Annotated in this window: 17 protein-coding genes; 10 read left to right on the forward strand and 7 right to left on the reverse strand. The window is 70.5% G+C overall.

The annotated features are described in order from the left end of the window. Window positions 1-26: 26 nt before the first annotated feature. From P0592_RS04470 to P0592_RS04490, 5 genes are all read left to right on the forward strand, one after another. Window positions 27-869: a polyprenyl synthetase family protein gene (locus tag P0592_RS04470; RefSeq protein ID WP_276273071.1), complete on the forward strand. Its 843-nt coding sequence runs from the start codon at window positions 27-29 to the stop codon at window positions 867-869. 60 nt (window positions 870-929) lie between these two features. Continuing rightward, window positions 930-1,529: a DUF5789 family protein gene (locus P0592_RS04475; protein ID WP_276273072.1), complete on the forward strand. Its 600-nt coding sequence runs from the start codon at window positions 930-932 to the stop codon at window positions 1,527-1,529. A gap of 96 nt (window positions 1,530-1,625) precedes the next feature. After that, window positions 1,626-2,189 (forward strand): AAA family ATPase, encoded by a 564-nt coding sequence (locus P0592_RS04480; RefSeq protein WP_276273073.1) that lies wholly within the window; start codon window positions 1,626-1,628, stop codon window positions 2,187-2,189. After that, window positions 2,186-2,620, forward strand: coding sequence for an RNA-binding domain-containing protein (locus tag P0592_RS04485; protein WP_276273074.1), 435 nt, complete (start codon window positions 2,186-2,188; stop codon window positions 2,618-2,620). Before P0592_RS04480 ends, P0592_RS04485 begins: the two co-directional genes overlap by 4 nt. Continuing rightward, window positions 2,617-3,249, forward strand: a complete 633-nt coding sequence (locus P0592_RS04490; RefSeq protein WP_276273075.1) for an HAD family hydrolase — start codon at window positions 2,617-2,619, stop codon at window positions 3,247-3,249. The genes P0592_RS04485 and P0592_RS04490 overlap by 4 nt, the downstream gene beginning before the upstream one ends. 1 nt (window position 3,250) lies before the next feature. On the opposite strand, the gene P0592_RS04495 is transcribed toward P0592_RS04490, so the two are convergent. Beyond that, entirely contained in the window at window positions 3,251-4,306 is a 1,056-nt protein-coding gene (locus P0592_RS04495; RefSeq protein ID WP_276273076.1) for a molybdopterin-dependent oxidoreductase, read from the reverse strand. Window positions 4,307-4,439: 133 nt separating this feature from the next. Between P0592_RS04495 and P0592_RS04500 the strand changes: the two genes are divergently transcribed. After that, window positions 4,440-4,655 carry a hypothetical protein gene (locus P0592_RS04500; RefSeq protein ID WP_276273077.1) on the forward strand — a complete coding sequence of 72 codons (216 nt, stop codon included), beginning with the start codon at window positions 4,440-4,442 and terminating at the stop codon, window positions 4,653-4,655. A 7-nt stretch (window positions 4,656-4,662) separates the two neighbouring features. On the opposite strand, the gene P0592_RS04505 is transcribed toward P0592_RS04500, so the two are convergent. After that, window positions 4,663-5,637, reverse strand: a complete 975-nt coding sequence (locus tag P0592_RS04505; RefSeq protein WP_276273078.1) for a lamin tail domain-containing protein — start codon at window positions 5,635-5,637, stop codon at window positions 4,663-4,665. 76 nt (window positions 5,638-5,713) lie between these two features. Here P0592_RS04505 and P0592_RS04510 point away from each other — a divergent pair, with 76 nt between their 5' ends. The 4 genes from P0592_RS04510 (at window position 5,714) to P0592_RS04525 (ending at window position 9,405) form a co-directional block, all read left to right on the forward strand. Next, window positions 5,714-6,610 (forward strand): CBS domain-containing protein, encoded by an 897-nt coding sequence (locus tag P0592_RS04510; protein WP_276273079.1) that lies wholly within the window; start codon window positions 5,714-5,716, stop codon window positions 6,608-6,610. Window positions 6,611-6,669: 59 nt separating this feature from the next. After that, on the forward strand, window positions 6,670-7,410 hold the full coding sequence (locus P0592_RS04515; RefSeq protein ID WP_276273080.1) for a GNAT family N-acetyltransferase: 741 nt from the start codon (window positions 6,670-6,672) through the stop codon (window positions 7,408-7,410). A 128-nt stretch (window positions 7,411-7,538) separates the two neighbouring features. Continuing rightward, window positions 7,539-8,948 carry a signal recognition particle protein Srp54 gene (locus P0592_RS04520; protein ID WP_276273081.1) on the forward strand — a complete coding sequence of 470 codons (1,410 nt, stop codon included), beginning with the start codon at window positions 7,539-7,541 and terminating at the stop codon, window positions 8,946-8,948. Between the two features lie 52 nt (window positions 8,949-9,000). Beyond that, window positions 9,001-9,405, forward strand: a complete 405-nt coding sequence (locus tag P0592_RS04525; RefSeq protein ID WP_276273082.1) for a universal stress protein — start codon at window positions 9,001-9,003, stop codon at window positions 9,403-9,405. On the opposite strand, the gene P0592_RS04530 is transcribed toward P0592_RS04525, so the two are convergent. The 5 genes from P0592_RS04530 to P0592_RS04550 are packed head-to-tail and all read right to left on the reverse strand — an operon-like array spanning window position 9,402 to window position 13,584. Continuing rightward, on the reverse strand, window positions 9,402-10,076 hold the full coding sequence (locus tag P0592_RS04530) for a thioredoxin family protein (protein ID WP_276273083.1): 675 nt from the start codon (window positions 10,074-10,076) through the stop codon (window positions 9,402-9,404). The genes P0592_RS04525 and P0592_RS04530 overlap by 4 nt on opposite strands. Window position 10,077: 1 nt before the next feature. Beyond that, window positions 10,078-10,821, reverse strand: a complete 744-nt coding sequence (locus P0592_RS04535) for an ABC transporter ATP-binding protein (protein ID WP_276273084.1) — start codon at window positions 10,819-10,821, stop codon at window positions 10,078-10,080. Continuing rightward, window positions 10,818-11,576, reverse strand: a complete 759-nt coding sequence (locus P0592_RS04540) for an ABC transporter ATP-binding protein (protein WP_276273085.1) — start codon at window positions 11,574-11,576, stop codon at window positions 10,818-10,820. The genes P0592_RS04535 and P0592_RS04540 overlap by 4 nt, the downstream gene beginning before the upstream one ends. After that, complete coding sequence (locus tag P0592_RS04545; protein WP_276273086.1) at window positions 11,576-12,649, reverse strand: branched-chain amino acid ABC transporter permease; 1,074 nt, start codon at window positions 12,647-12,649, stop codon at window positions 11,576-11,578. Before P0592_RS04545 ends, P0592_RS04540 begins: the two co-directional genes overlap by 1 nt. Beyond that, window positions 12,646-13,584: a branched-chain amino acid ABC transporter permease gene (locus P0592_RS04550; protein ID WP_276273087.1), complete on the reverse strand. Its 939-nt coding sequence runs from the start codon at window positions 13,582-13,584 to the stop codon at window positions 12,646-12,648. The genes P0592_RS04545 and P0592_RS04550 overlap by 4 nt, the downstream gene beginning before the upstream one ends. Between the last annotated feature and the right edge of the window lie 40 nt (window positions 13,585-13,624).

The following is a 13,624-nucleotide window of genomic DNA, read 5'->3' on the forward strand; positions in this document are numbered from 1 at the left end:
TTCCGTGCGGTCCCGAGCGTGGACCGATGGAGTACCTCAAGCGGCGTCGCGACCGCGTCGAGGAGCGGCTGGAGGCGGTGCTCGACGGCGTCGAACCGTCGGAGCTGGCCGAGGAGGTCCGCCACGTCGCGCTCTCGGGCGGGAAGCGGGTCCGGCCGACGGTGACGGTGCTGGTCTGCGAGGCGCTGGGCGGGGAGCCGGCCGACGCCGTCGACTTCGCCGTGGGCATCGAGCTCGTCCACAACGCGTCGCTGGTCATCGACGACATCATCGACGAGTCGGAGCTCCGCCGGGGGAACCCCTCGGCGTGGGCGGAGTACGGCCACGGGCCGGCGATCATCGCCTCCGACGGCCTGCTGGGGGAGGCCTTCGCCCTGTTCTCGGCCGACGAGCGGGCGATGCAGACCGTCTCGGAGGCGATGGTCGAGCTCGGCGAGGGCGAGGCGACCGAACTGGTCGCCCAACCCACCGACGAGGGAGAGTACATGCAGCTGGCCCGCCGGAAGACCGGGGCGCTGTTCCGTGCGGCCGCGGAACTGGGCGCGATCGCGGCCGACGCCGACGCCTACGCCGTCGAGGCGATGGGCGAGTACGCCGAGCGGGTCGGCGTCGCCTTCCAGATGCGCGACGACGTGCTCGACACGACCGCCGACGCCGAGACGCTGGGCAAGCCGACGGGCCACGACGCCGAGATGGAGCGGCCCTCGCTTGTCGAGGTCACCGAGATGACCGCGGCGGAGGCCAACGAGCGCGCCCGCGCCGAGTCCGACGCCGCACTCGAGGCGCTGGCGACGGTGGACGCCCCCGACTCCCAGTCGATGGAGTACCTCCGGGACCTCGCGGAGTTCGTCGTCGTCAGGGACCGGTAAGCCGGGCGTACCCCGGCAAACCGACCACAGGGTTATCTATCCTGACAACGACCCAATAGTATGGCAGACGACAAGCGAGGCCGGGAGCGACAGGCCAAGGCCGAGGAGCGGCGACAGCGCGAGCGCGAGATCGCCGAGGCGATCGAGCGCGGCGACGAACCGGAGCCGCCGGTAGAGGTGGCCGATCTGGCGGCGTTCGAGACCGAACTCGACGACGTGTCGTTCCCGGCGACCGCGGCCGAGGTCGTCGCGGCCGTGGGGGAGTATCGGCTGGACACCGGGACGGGGAGCCACGCCGTCGAAGAGCTGCTGCCGGACACGACCCGAGACCGCTTCGACAGTCCGGCCGCCGTCAGGGTGCGGGTCCAGCGGCCGAGCGTCGCGGCGGCGGTGAAACGCGTCGTCGAGGCCGCCGACGGCCTCCAGGACGCCGACTTCGGGGCGTCCCGGCGCGAGGCCTACGAGAAGACGTTCCGGGCGCTGGCGGCCGTCACCGGCGACGACGAGGACGAGGGGATCGAGGTCGTCGCCGACTGGATCGTCGAGCAGATCCGGGCCGAGGCGAAACTGCCGGAGTCGCGGGCGGTCCGCCAGCGCGCCGCGACGTTCTGCCGACGGAACGGCTACGAGGTCCGGGACGACGAGTGGCTCGGGAAGTAGCCCCGGCGGTCGATCTCTCGGGCCACACGCCGGGCGGCGAGCGACCGTCCGCCTGGAACGCTAGGGCTTAGTGTGCCGGCGGGCAAGAGGTCGCTAATGACAGTCATCGGTATCGTGGGACTCCCGGGCAGCGGCAAGAGCGAGGCGGCCAACGTCGCCGCCGACGCGGGAGTGCCGGTGGTGACGATGGGCGACGTCATCCGCCAGGAGTGTCGCGACCGCGGGCTGGACCCGGCGACCCACCACGGCGAGGTGGCGACGGCGCTGCGCGAGGAGAACGGCCCCGGGGCCATCGCCGAGCGGTCGCTCCCGGTCATCGAGCGGGCACTGGACGACAGCGACACCGTCGTCGTCGACGGCATCCGGTCGGACGTGGAGGTCGCGGCGTTCCGGGACGCCTTCGGGGAGTCGTTCGTCCTGGTGGAGATCGACGCGCCGTTCCAGCTGCGGGCCGAGCGACTCGACATCCGCGGTCGGGACGCCGGCGGCGACGAGGGCGGCGAGAGCCTCGAAGCCCGCGACGAGCGCGAGCTCGGCTTCGGGATGGGCGAGGCGATGGCGATGGCCGACCTCACGGTCGACAACACGGAGTCGCTGGCGGCGTTCCAGCGGAAGATCCGCACGCTCCTGCGGGACGGCCCGGAGGCGTTGCGGCGATGAGCGCCGTCTACAGCGTCGACGTGCGGATCGTCGCGCCGGTCGCCGACACGGAGGTCACCGACCGCGTCGCCGACGCCATACGGAACCTCTTCCCCGAGGCCGACCCCGAGCAGCGGCCCGGCGAACTCGTCGCCGAGGTCCACACGATGGAGGGGTTCTCGGAGGAGCTCCACCGGGCGGAGATCCTGGACACCGCCCGCTCGGTGTTCTTCGACAGCCTGTCGGGGGACACCTTCGCGTTCGACCTGAAGAAGCAGGCGGCCTTCGAGGGCCGGGTGAACTTCGCCGTCGGCGACCCCTCCGAACTGGGCGACATCCACGTCGAGGTGACGGTCCGCGAGCCCGACGCCGAGAGCTACGTCGACTACGTCGCGCCGCCGACCGAGGACGGGACCCCGGTCGACGTGGACGGCGACCGGAGCCCGGAATGAGCGGCGCGACCACCGCACTCTGTCTCGACCTCGACGGGACGCTCGTCCACCTCACGCGCCCGTACAGCGAACTGGTGCTGGACACCTTCGCCGAGCACGGCCTCCCGAGGGACCCCGAGCTCGAGGCGTTCGCGGACGAGCGCTTCGCCGAGGCGTTCGCGGCGATGGACCCGGACGCCCACGAGACGGCCTTCGCCGCCGTCGTCGAGCGGGCGGGTGCAGACGCCGACCCGGCGGCGATGGCCGAGACGCTCCGGGAGATCGAGTACGAGGCCGGGACCGTCCCCGGGGCCGCTCGGGACAGCCTCGAGACGCTGGCCGCGGACAACGCACTCGCCGTCGTGACGAACGGCACCCGCGACTGGCAGCTGGGGAAGCTCGACCACCACGGCCTGACCGACCTGTTCGACGCCGTCGTCGCCTCCTACGAGGCCGGCGCGCACAAGCCCGACGCCGCCGTCTTCGACCTCGTCCGCGAGCGCGTGCCCGCCGACGAGTACGTGATGGTCGGCGACGACTACGAGGCCGATGTCGAGGGCGCTCGCGCGGCCGGGTTCGTCCCGATCCACTACGAGCGTGGGGACGGCGACGGGCCGGGGCTGTGGTCGACCGTCGACGCCCTGCTGTAGGTCAGACGCCGCTGACGAAGATGGCGAGCCACTCGCCGAGTTCGCGCCGGCGGGTCACGCGGACCTCCTCGACCCACTTCACCCACTGGAACCCCCGGCGACCGGGCGCGACCAGCCTGAGCGGGAAGCCGTGGCCGTGAGAGAGCCGCTCGCCGTCGACGTGGGTCGCCAGCACGGCGTCGCGGGCCTCCGAGAGCGGGAGGCTCCACCGGTAGCCGGTCACCGACCGGAACTGGACCCACGCGGCCGCGTCTGCGGTCCCGGCGGCGTCGAGCAGGTCCCCGACGGCGACCCCTCGCCACTCGTGGCCGGAGTACCACCCGCTCGTGCAGTCCAGGATCGCCTCCTCGCTGGCGTCGCCCGGCACGTCGGCGAGCGTGTACGACCGGGCGGTCCCGACTCGCCCGGTGACCGAGAGCCGCCACTGCCCGGCGTCGACCGGGTCGGGATCGTCGGCGACCCAGCTGGTGACCGGGAAGCGGTTGCCGTCGCCGGAGCCCTCCTCGCGGGAGCCGGTGTAGCGGCGGTCGGCCCCCGCCGTGTCGATGGCGTCGTTGACCGGCCGCTGGACGCGCCACAGCAGCGCCCCCGCCGTGACCAGCCCGGCGTACCGCAGCGCGTCCCGGCGGCCGTGGCGGGTCACGTTGCCCGGCGAGTGAAAGCGGTAGCGGAGGTGCCACAGCAACAGCGGCGGGACCAACAGTCCGAGGCCGACGTGGAGGTGAAAGAGGCCCCACGGCCCCAGGTCGAGCGTCCCGCCGAAGATCCACCAGACGCCCGTGGCCAGCGCCGCCGTCGCGTCGACGGCCAGCACCAGCGAGAGCATCCGCCGACCGGTGAGCCGGTCGGGCGCGACCCGGCGGCGCACCCGCCACAGCTTCACGGCGACGAGCGGCAGGAGAACGACCCCCGCGACGGCGTGGAGGTCGATGACCCACGCCGTGCTGGGCGTGCCGGTGAACATCGTCGCCACCCCCGTCGCCAGGAGGACGGCGACGGCGGCGAACAGCCCCCAGTCGACCGCGCGGGCGGAGGGGGCGTACCGGCCGACGTCCATAGGCCGTGTTGGCGCTCGACGCGCTTATACTGCCGGCCACGGCTGCCGGCGAGCGCGGTGCTGGTGCGTCACTCAGTGACCCGTAGACAGGTGTCTCGCACGGCTTATCCGCGGTCGGTCCCGAGTGCGTGTGATGACACTCCAGACGCGCCTCCTCGGCCTGACGGCGCTCGCGCTGGCGGGGGCACTGGCCGGGGACCTCCTCGGTAGCACCGCCCTCGCGGCCGCCGGGTTCGCCCTCGCCTTCCTCGCGCTCGCGGTCCTGTTCGCCGCGATGACTGGTGCGCTCGCCCGCGGCGTAGCGGCCGCCCCCCGGAGCGCCATACGCGAGCCTCGGACCGGCCGCTAACCCGCGCTCAGTACGACCGCTCGGCGACCACGTCGCCGTCGGCGTCCCGGACGGTGACGGTGTCGCCGCCGTTGTTCCAGATCGCGCCGCTCGCGCCCCAGTAGCGCTCGGTCTCGGTGTCGGTGCCGCTGCCGGTGTACAGCGTCAGCCGCTCGCCGGGCGCGAGCGTCGCGTTCTCGAAGGTGTAGCGGTGGTCGGCGGCGTCGGAGACCGTCCACCCCGAGAGGTCCAGCGACGCCTCGCCGCGGTTCGCGAGGACCACGTACTCGCCGTTCAGGTTCTCGTTGTCGTTGCCCGCGGCGTCGGCGTGGACCTCGCTGACGACGAGTCCGGACTCGCTGGGCGTCTGTGTCGCGGTCGCCGTCGGGGTGACCGAGTCGGGGTCGGCACAGCGCCAGAGCCCGCGGCGGGCCGCGCGGGCGTCGGTCTCGGCCCGGAGGAACCGCTCCTTCCGGGAGAAGTCGCTCTCGGTGTAGACGCGGGCGTGCCCGGTCGCCACGAGCCGGTGGTTGAACAGCTGGCCGTCGACGAGGACGTAGGCGAGCAGGCGGTCGTAGTAGCCCCGCCGGTCCGTGTTCGGGTCGAAGGCGATGCCGACCGTCTCCCCGAGCAGGCGGTCCTTGGCGACGTTCGAGGCGGCGACGCCGGCGTCGCCGAGACAGTCCGCACCGGCCGCGGTGTCGGGGACCCCCTCGAACTCCGCCGGGTCGTTCTCGGCGTTGACCTCCGGTGTGTCGACGCCGACCAGCCGGACGGTGTCGCTGGTGCCGTTGTCGTAGGTGATCCGGACCGTGTCGCCGTCGACGACGGCGGTGATCGACACCGTCGCCGCCCGCTCCGGGAGCGGGCCGGCGGTCGGTAGCCCCCGGGCGGTCGTCGCCCCGCCGTCCCCCGCCGTCGGTTGTGCGGGCGCGGAGAGCCCGGCACAGCCGGCGAGCACGAGTACGAGCGCGAGGCCGGCGGCCCGGAGCGGTCGTTCCATCGTCCGCACCTCGGCCCCCAGCGGCACAAGTCTACCGGGCGCAGCTTCTTGTGACTACACCGAGAGGAGTGAGACGATGCTCGTCCCACTGCCCGTCAGGGATGTGATGCAGTCCCCCGTCCAGACGATCGACCGCGACAGCCCCGTCGTGGCGGCGGCGCGGCGCTTGCGCGACGAGGGCATCGGCTCCCTCGTCGTCACCGAGGACGGAGCCCCCGTCGGTATCATCACCGAGAGCGACGTCGTCGCCGTCGCGGCCGCGGAGGGCGACACCCGCAAGCTCACCGTCGCGGACGTGATGTCGACCGCGCTGGTGACCGTCGGCCCCGACGAGGAGATCGACGCGGCCGTCGAGCGGTTCCGCGCCCACGGCATCAAGAAGCTCCCCGTCGTCGAGGACGGCGATCTCGTCGGGATGGTGACGACCACCGACGTCTCCAACTACGTCCCGCACGTCGCCCGCTCCGCGCCGAAGCTGGGCGACCGGCCCGAACGCCGGCGGTTCACGCGCCCGGACACCCTCTACGAGAACGCGGACTGGGAGTTCGAGAGCTACGGCGTCGCCGACGGGATCGACGTGGGCGACCACGTCCGGTTCAGCAAGACCCTCTCGGAACAGGACGTCGAGCGGTTCGCCGAGGTCAGCGGCGACACGAACCGCCTCCACCTCGACGACGAGTTCGCCGCGGGGACCCGCTTCGGCCGTCGGATCGTCCACGGGACGCTCGTCTCTGGGGTCATCAGCGCCGCGCTCGCGCGGCTGCCCGGGCTGACGATCTACCTCTCGCAGGAACTCAGCTACCGCGGCCCCGTCGACGTTGGGGAGCGCGTCACCGCCCACTGCGAGGTGGTCGAGCAGTTGCGCGAGGACCGCTTCCGGCTCTCGACGGCCGTCGACGACGCCGACGGGAACTGCGTCGTCGAGGGCGACGCCGTCGTCATCTCCGACCCGATCCCGGAACGATCCGGGTGAGTGTATGTGTCGTGTTACCTAGTAACAATAATTAAGCCGCGGCCGACCCCACCACAGATATGGACGCAGTCGAACGGCCGTCGTTCGAGTCGAGCGCGGCCAGGGCGGTCTACCAGTACGTCGAACGCCACGGGACTGCGGCGCGCCACCGGGTGCGGGCGGCGACGGACCTCGACACCGACGAGTTCGGCGAGGCCGTCGATCACCTGCTCGCGAAGGGGTACATCGAGGACGACGGCGGGACGCTCGCGCTGTCGCTGAACGTCGGTTCCGTCGAGGGCTACACCGCCGACAGCTTCAGCTACACCATCCGGCCGGCACGCCCCGACGACTTCGAGGCCGTCGTCGCCGCGATCCGGGCCGTCTCCGAGGAGAGCAGCTACGTCGTCGCCGAGAGCGTCGCCGAGCAACTGCTGTACGACGACGCCGTCACGCGCCACAACACGGTCGAGTCGCGGGTGTTCTTCCTCGCGACGGTCGGCGACGACGAGGTGATCGGCTGGTGTCACCTGGACCTCCCGCAGGTCGAGAAGCTCCGCGAGACGGCCCAGCTGACCGTCGGCGTCGTCCCCGACTACCGCGGCGAGGGGGTCGGGTCCAGTCTGCTGGACCGCGGCGTCGACTGGGCGCGAGCCAACGGCTTCCGGAAGCTGTACAACAGCCTCCCGGCCACCAACGAGCGGGCGATGGCGTTCCTCGGCGACCACGGCTGGCACACGGAGGGCATCCGCCGGAACCACTACACCGTCGACGACGATCGGGTCGACGAGGTGACGATGGCGTACACGTTCGAGGAGTGAGCGACGCGGGAGGGTGGCGGCCGGGACGCTGCCGTCCGGCGTAGCCGCCCCGGCGTGGCTCCGACTGCGCCGCGCTCTCGGCGCGACGGCAAGCCTTTACCCGCGTGGTCGCGTACCCGCTGACAACAATGGTACTCGACGATCTCGGGAGTTCGCTCCGTGGGACCCTCGACGACCTCCGGGGGAAGTCCCGCATCTCCGAGGAGGACATCGAGGACGTCGTCAAGGAGATCCAGCGGTCGCTGCTGCAGGCCGACGTCGACGTCTCGCTGGTCCAGGAGCTCTCGGACAACATCGAGACCCGCGCGCTCGAGGAGGACCCGCCGGCCGGCACCACTCCCCGCGACTGGGTGTTGCGGATCGTCTACGAGGAGCTGGTCGATCTGGTCGGGGAGTCGACGGACCTCCCGCTGGAGGAACAGACCATCATGCTGGCCGGCCTCTACGGGTCGGGGAAGACGACCACCGCGGCCAAGATGGCCTGGTGGTTCTCGACGAAGGGGCTCCAGCCCGCGATCGTCCAGACCGACACGGACCGGCCCGGTGCCTACGACCAGGCCAGGGAGATGGCCGAGCGCGCCGAGGTCGACTTCTACGGCGACCCCGACAGCGACGACCCGGTCGAGATCGCCCGCGAGGGGCTCGCAGAGACCGAGGACGCGGACGTGCGCATCGTCGACACGGCGGGTCGCGACGGCCTCAACGAGGAGCTCATCGAACAGATCGAGCGCATCGAGGCCGAGGTGAACCCGGACCGGAACCTGCTGGTGCTGGACGCCGCGATGGGCCAGTCCGCCAAGAGCCAGGCCGCCGACTTCCAGGACGCCATCGGTATCGACGGCGTCGTCATCACGAAGCTCGACGGGACCGCGAAGGGCGGGGGCGCACTCGCCGCGGTCGACGAGACGGACTCGACCATCGCCTTCCTCGGGACCGGCGAGACCGTCAAGGACATCGAGCGGTTCGAGCCCTCCGGGTTCATCTCCCGGCTGCTCGGGATGGGCGACCTCAAGCAGCTCACCGAGCGCGTCGAGCGCGCGATGGAGGAGACCCAGGAGGGCGAGGACGACTGGGACCCCGAGGACCTGATGGAGGGGCAGTTCACGCTGAAGGACATGCGCAAGCAGATGGAGGCGATGAACAACATGGGGCCGCTCGACCAGGTGATGGACATGATCCCCGGCCTGGGCGGCGGCCTGATGGACCAGCTGCCCGACGACGCGATGGACGTCACCCAGGAGCGGATGCGTGACTTCGAGGTCGTGATGGACTCGATGACCGAGGCGGAACTGGAGAACCCCCGCGTCGTCGGCCAGTCCCGCACCGAGCGCATCGCCCGCGGCTCGGGCAAGCCCGAGGAGCGGGTGCGGGAGCTGCTCCAGCAGCACAAGCAGATGGAGCAGATGCTCAAGCAGTTCCAGGGGATGGGCGACGGCGACATGGAGCGGATGATGAAGCAGATGCAGCAGGGCGGCGGCGGTGGCGGGATGGGCGGAATGGGCGGCGGTGGCGGCGGGATGGGTCCGTTCGGGGACTGATCGCCCTGTTTAGGGGGACGAATTAAGGGTTCGGCGCGCGCACCTCCCGGTGATGTACACCGTAGTCGCTGGGATCGACGAGAGTACGGACCGTGCCAGAGAGATCGCGACCGAGATCGTGGACATCCCGATGGACGCCTCGCAGGTCCGCGTGACGCTGCTGCACGACTTCCAGGACAACCCCGAGGGCGCGACGGTCGAGCAGGTCGCCTCCGTCCGCCGCGCGCGGGAGATCCTGGAGGAGGCCGGCATCGAGGTGTCCCTGTCCGAGTCCAGCGGCCGACCGGCCGACGCCATCCTCGAACTCGCCGACGAGGAAGACGCCGACATGATCGTCGTGGCGGGCCGCAAGCGCACGCCGACCGGCAAGGTGCTGTTCGGCAGCGTCACACAGAGCGTCATCCTCGGGACCGAGCGCCCGGTGCTGGTGTGTAGCGGCCGCGAAGCCGACGACTAACCGTACACCTCGCCGACCCGCTCGGCGAGGGCGTCGGGGTCGGTCCGGCCGGTGATTACCTCGACCGGCTCGCCGTCCGCGAACAGGACGAACCCCGGCGCGGCGTTGACGCCCGCGGCCCGGCAGAAGTCCGGACACACCTCGCCGTCGACGCCCCCGACCGGCGCGTCGTCCGGGAACGCCGCCAGCACCTCGTCGAGCTGTTCCTTCATCGCCTCGCAGGGCTCGCAGAACAGCTTCCACACCGTGACGACGGCCCGCTCGCGGTCGACGAACGCCGCCCACGTCTCGTCGTCGAGGTGTTCGACGCCGTCCGGGATCGGCGTCGAGGGACCGATCTCCGTCGCCAGGCGGGCCAGCTCGGTCAGTTCCTCGGTCTCGTAGCCGTCGAGCGTCGCCCGCAGGGTCAGGAAGGTCGCGAACTCCGTGCGGGTGACGCCGAGCTCCGCGACCCGCTCGGCCGCCGCCTCGGCGGAGGGGAGCCCGAACACGTCCGCGACGGACTCGTGGAACTCCTCGTCGGGCATCGTGGCGTACGTGTCGTGGTACACCGCGCGGTCGGCCTCGAACTCGTCGGTCGTGCTGACGCGGTCGGTCTCCGGGTCGACGGCGACCACGTCCTCCGCGACGAGCGTCTCGAGCAGGTCCTCGGGGGAGCGTTCGGCCGCCATCTCAGACCCCCAGGTACCGGTCGCGGGTCTCATCGTCGGCCCGGAGCTCCTCGGCGTCGCCGTGGAAGACGACCTCGCCCCGGTCGAGCACGTAGCACCGGTCGGCGATGTTCATCGCGGCGACGGCGTTCTGTTCGACCAGGAGGACGGTCGTCCCCTCCTCGCTGATGCGCTCGATGGCGTTCTCGACGGCCTCGATGATCTGTGGCGCAAGTCCCTCGTAGGGCTCGTCGAGCATCAGGAGGTCCGTGCTCTGGTGGAGCGCGCGGGCGATGGCCAGCATCTGCTGCTCGCCGCCCGAGAGCGTCCCGGCCTTCTGCCCGCGGCGCTCGTCGAGCCGCGGGAAGAACTCGTAGATCTCGTCGGTGGACATCCCCTCGTCGCGGAACTGCAGCTTCCGCCCCCAGGTGTTCGACTTGTTCCGGACCGTCTCCGCGAGGTGGAGGTTCTCGGCGACGGTCAGGTCGGTGAACACCCGCCGCTCCTCCGGGACCAGCGAGATGCCGCGGACGGCGATGTCCTCCGGCGGCTGGTTCGTGATGTCGGTCCCGTCGAACCGGATGGTGCCGTCCCGTACCTCCGGGGGCGTCGCCCCGGAGATACACCGGAGCGTCGACGTCTTGCCCGCACCGTTGCGGCCAAGCAGCGCCGTGATCTCCCCCTCGTCGACGGTCAGCGAGACGTCCTGGACGATGTGGCTCTCGCCGTAGTAGCCGTCGATGCCGTCGACCTCGAGCAGCGTCATTCCTCGGCACCCCCCAAGTAGGCGTCCTGGACGGCAGGGTCGTTCTGGACCTCCGACGGCGTGCCGTGGGCGATGACCTGCCCGCGGTTCAGCACCACGATGCGGTCGGAGATGTCGAAGACGATCTCCATGTCGTGTTCGACCAGGAGGAACGTCAGGTCCAGTTCGTCCTTGAGTTCCTTGATGAGCGCGACCGTCGACTCCGTCTCGTCCGGGGACATCCCGGCGGTCGGCTCGTCCATCAGGAGCATGTCCGGTTCCGCCGCCAGCGCGATGCCGATCTCCAGCCGGCGCTTGTTCCCGTAGTCGAGGTTCTTGGCGGTCGTCTCCCGCTGCTCGTACAGCCCGACGGAGTCGAGCACCCCCTCGGCCAGGCCCCGCACCTCGGGGTAGGCGTCACGGTGCCGGAGGAAGTTGAACCGGAACGAGCCGTGCTCGGCCGCGAACGCGGCGATGATAGCGTTCTCCTCGACGGAGAGGTCGGGGAAGATCGAGGCCGTCTGGAACGACTTACTCATCCCCCGCTGGACCACCTCGTGGGGGTCCAGGTCGAGGATCGACTCGCCGTTGAACTGGATGTCGCCCTCGCTGGGCTCCAGCTGTCGGGTGACGAGGTTGATGAACGTCGACTTGCCCGCGCCGTTGGGGCCGATGAGGCTCACGCCCTCCCCCTGGTCGATGCTCATGTCGACGTCGTCGACGGCGGTCAGCCCGCCGAAGCGCTTGGTCAGCCCGTCGGTCTGCAGGACCGTCATCAGCGGTCACCCCCGACGTAGTCGCGGATGGCCGTGATACCGCCCCAGATGCCGTCGGGGAACAGCACGACGACGATGACGAACACGAGCCCGAGGATGAGGTGCCAGAACGGGCCGACGACGTCCATCCCGCTGACGATGAACTCGATGTAGAGGTACACCGCCGCCCCGAACAGCGGGCCGAACAGCGACCCGACGCCGCCCAGCACGGTCATGATGACGACCTCGCCGGAGGTCGTCCAGTACAGCGAGCTCAGGGGGACGTAGTTGCCCTCGATGGTGAACAGGCTCCCGGAGATGCCGGCGAACAGCGCGGAGATGACGAACGCCATCAGCTTGTACCGCCAGACGTCGAGGCCGACGAACTCCGCCCGGGACTCGTTCTCGCGGATCGCCTTGAACACGATGCCGTAGGGCGACTTCAGGATGCGGTTCGCCAGCGCGATCGACAGGACGGTGACCGCGCCGACGAACAGGTACAGGGTGTTGCCCGGGAGCATCCCGAGCGGTCCGCCCAGCGACCCGTGGAGGTCGAGGACGCCGAACAGCGGGGCGATGCTGACCGACGTGAAGCCGTTCTCCCCGTTGGTGAGGAACGCCAGCGGCGACGAGGAGAGGTAGAACGCCATCTGTCCGAACGTCAGCGTCAGGATGGCGAAGTAGATGCCGCCCCGGCGCAGCGAGAGGAACCCGACGATCCAGGCCATAAGGACCGCCACCAGCGTCCCGAAGAGGATGACAAGTACCGGCTGACCGCTGACGCTGGCGCTGAAGATGCCGGCCGCGTAGGCCGCGCCCCCCCAGAAGAGCGCGTGGCCGAACGACAGCAGGCCGGTGTACCCGAGCAGGATGTCGAACCCGAGCGCGAAGATGCCCCAGACCAGCACGAGCGTCGCGAGCTGAGTGTAGCCGTTCAGCAGGTTGTTGAACACGAGCGGGAAGACGAGCACGCCGACGGCGGCGATCCCGACGACGGCGAGTTCGCTGTCCTGCAGCGCCGCCAGCCGGTCGCCGAACCCTGGCTCCTCGGACACCTCGGCGGCCGTCGCCGCGTCGCCCGGTTCGTCGCTCATTCGACGCTCACCTCCGACCCGAGCAGCCCCTGGGGCCTCACCAGCAGGATGAGCGCCGCGAGGACGTAGATGCCGACCCGGTTCCAGGCCGCGAACCCGGTCTGGATGAGCACTACCTGTAACGTTCCGAGCAGGAGCCCGGCCAACACCGCGCCCTCGATCTTCCCGACGCCGCCGATGACGACGGTCAGGAACGCCGGCACCAGCTGTTCGGTGCCGATGTTGGGGTTGACGTTCGCGAGCGGGCCGCCGACGACGCCGGCGACGCCTGCCAGCGCCGCGCCGATACCGAACACGACCAGGTACGGGCGATCGAGCCGGATGCCGAGCAGCCGGACCATCTCGCTGTCCATCGTCCCCGCGCGGACGATGAGCCCGAAGTCGGTGTACTCGACCAAGGCGTACACGAACAGCACGAGCACCGCCGTGATGACGATGACGCCCAGCCGCCAGCGCGGGAAGTTCCCGATGATCGGCAGCGCGATGGGACCCGAGGCCCACCCCGGCTGCGGGAGAGACTGGCTGTCACCGCCGATGAGCGCCCGCAGCGCCTCCTGGAAGATGACCGCCAGCCCGAACGTGACCAGGATCTGGTCGGTGTCGGGGCGGTCGTAGAACGGCTGGGCGACGAACCGCTCCATCGCCAGCCCGACGAAGAACGTGACGATCGGGACGACGACGAGCGCGGCGAGGAAGCCGAGCCCGATCCCGAACGTCGTGATCCCCCACTCCGGGAGCATCCCGTTCGTCAGCTGGATCTCCGTCGTGATGAACAGCCCGAGGTACGCACCCAGGAGGTACAGCGCCCCGTGGGCGAAGTTGACGAACTTCAGCGTCCCGAGGATGATAGAGAGCCCGACGGCGAGCAGGACGTAGATGGCACCCTGCTGGAGTCCGTTGAGCAGTATCGTCAGTACCTGCGAGAGCAGGCTCATCGTCGTTCCCCTCCGTGGCTGTCAGCTATCTTGATAGTTT

It is taken from the genome of Haloarcula litorea (assembly GCF_029338195.1).
In the GTDB taxonomy this organism is placed as follows: Archaea; Halobacteriota; Halobacteria; order Halobacteriales; family Haloarculaceae; genus Haloarcula; species Haloarcula litorea.

Excerpts from the sequence above, each read along its gene's own strand:
- P0592_RS04470 (WP_276273071.1), top strand. The coding sequence starts at position 27 with ATGGAGTACCTCAAGCGGCGTCGCGACCGCGTCGAGGAGCGGCTGGAG.
- P0592_RS04475 (WP_276273072.1), top strand. The coding sequence starts at position 930 with ATGGCAGACGACAAGCGAGGCCGGGAGCGACAGGCCAAGGCCGAGGAG.
- P0592_RS04480 (WP_276273073.1), top strand. The coding sequence starts at position 1,626 with ATGACAGTCATCGGTATCGTGGGACTCCCGGGCAGCGGCAAGAGCGAG.
- P0592_RS04485 (WP_276273074.1), top strand. The coding sequence starts at position 2,186 with ATGAGCGCCGTCTACAGCGTCGACGTGCGGATCGTCGCGCCGGTCGCC.
- P0592_RS04490 (WP_276273075.1), top strand. The coding sequence starts at position 2,617 with ATGAGCGGCGCGACCACCGCACTCTGTCTCGACCTCGACGGGACGCTC.
- P0592_RS04495 (WP_276273076.1), bottom strand. The coding sequence starts at position 4,306 with ATGGACGTCGGCCGGTACGCCCCCTCCGCCCGCGCGGTCGACTGGGGG.
- P0592_RS04500 (WP_276273077.1), top strand. The coding sequence starts at position 4,440 with ATGACACTCCAGACGCGCCTCCTCGGCCTGACGGCGCTCGCGCTGGCG.
- P0592_RS04505 (WP_276273078.1), bottom strand. The coding sequence starts at position 5,637 with ATGGAACGACCGCTCCGGGCCGCCGGCCTCGCGCTCGTACTCGTGCTC.
- P0592_RS04510 (WP_276273079.1), top strand. The coding sequence starts at position 5,714 with ATGCTCGTCCCACTGCCCGTCAGGGATGTGATGCAGTCCCCCGTCCAG.
- P0592_RS04515 (WP_276273080.1), top strand. The coding sequence starts at position 6,670 with ATGGACGCAGTCGAACGGCCGTCGTTCGAGTCGAGCGCGGCCAGGGCG.
- P0592_RS04520 (WP_276273081.1), top strand. The coding sequence starts at position 7,539 with ATGGTACTCGACGATCTCGGGAGTTCGCTCCGTGGGACCCTCGACGAC.
- P0592_RS04525 (WP_276273082.1), top strand. The coding sequence starts at position 9,001 with ATGTACACCGTAGTCGCTGGGATCGACGAGAGTACGGACCGTGCCAGA.
- P0592_RS04530 (WP_276273083.1), bottom strand. The coding sequence starts at position 10,076 with ATGGCGGCCGAACGCTCCCCCGAGGACCTGCTCGAGACGCTCGTCGCG.
- P0592_RS04535 (WP_276273084.1), bottom strand. The coding sequence starts at position 10,821 with ATGACGCTGCTCGAGGTCGACGGCATCGACGGCTACTACGGCGAGAGC.
- P0592_RS04540 (WP_276273085.1), bottom strand. The coding sequence starts at position 11,576 with ATGACGGTCCTGCAGACCGACGGGCTGACCAAGCGCTTCGGCGGGCTG.
- P0592_RS04545 (WP_276273086.1), bottom strand. The coding sequence starts at position 12,649 with ATGAGCGACGAACCGGGCGACGCGGCGACGGCCGCCGAGGTGTCCGAG.
- P0592_RS04550 (WP_276273087.1), bottom strand. The coding sequence starts at position 13,584 with ATGAGCCTGCTCTCGCAGGTACTGACGATACTGCTCAACGGACTCCAG.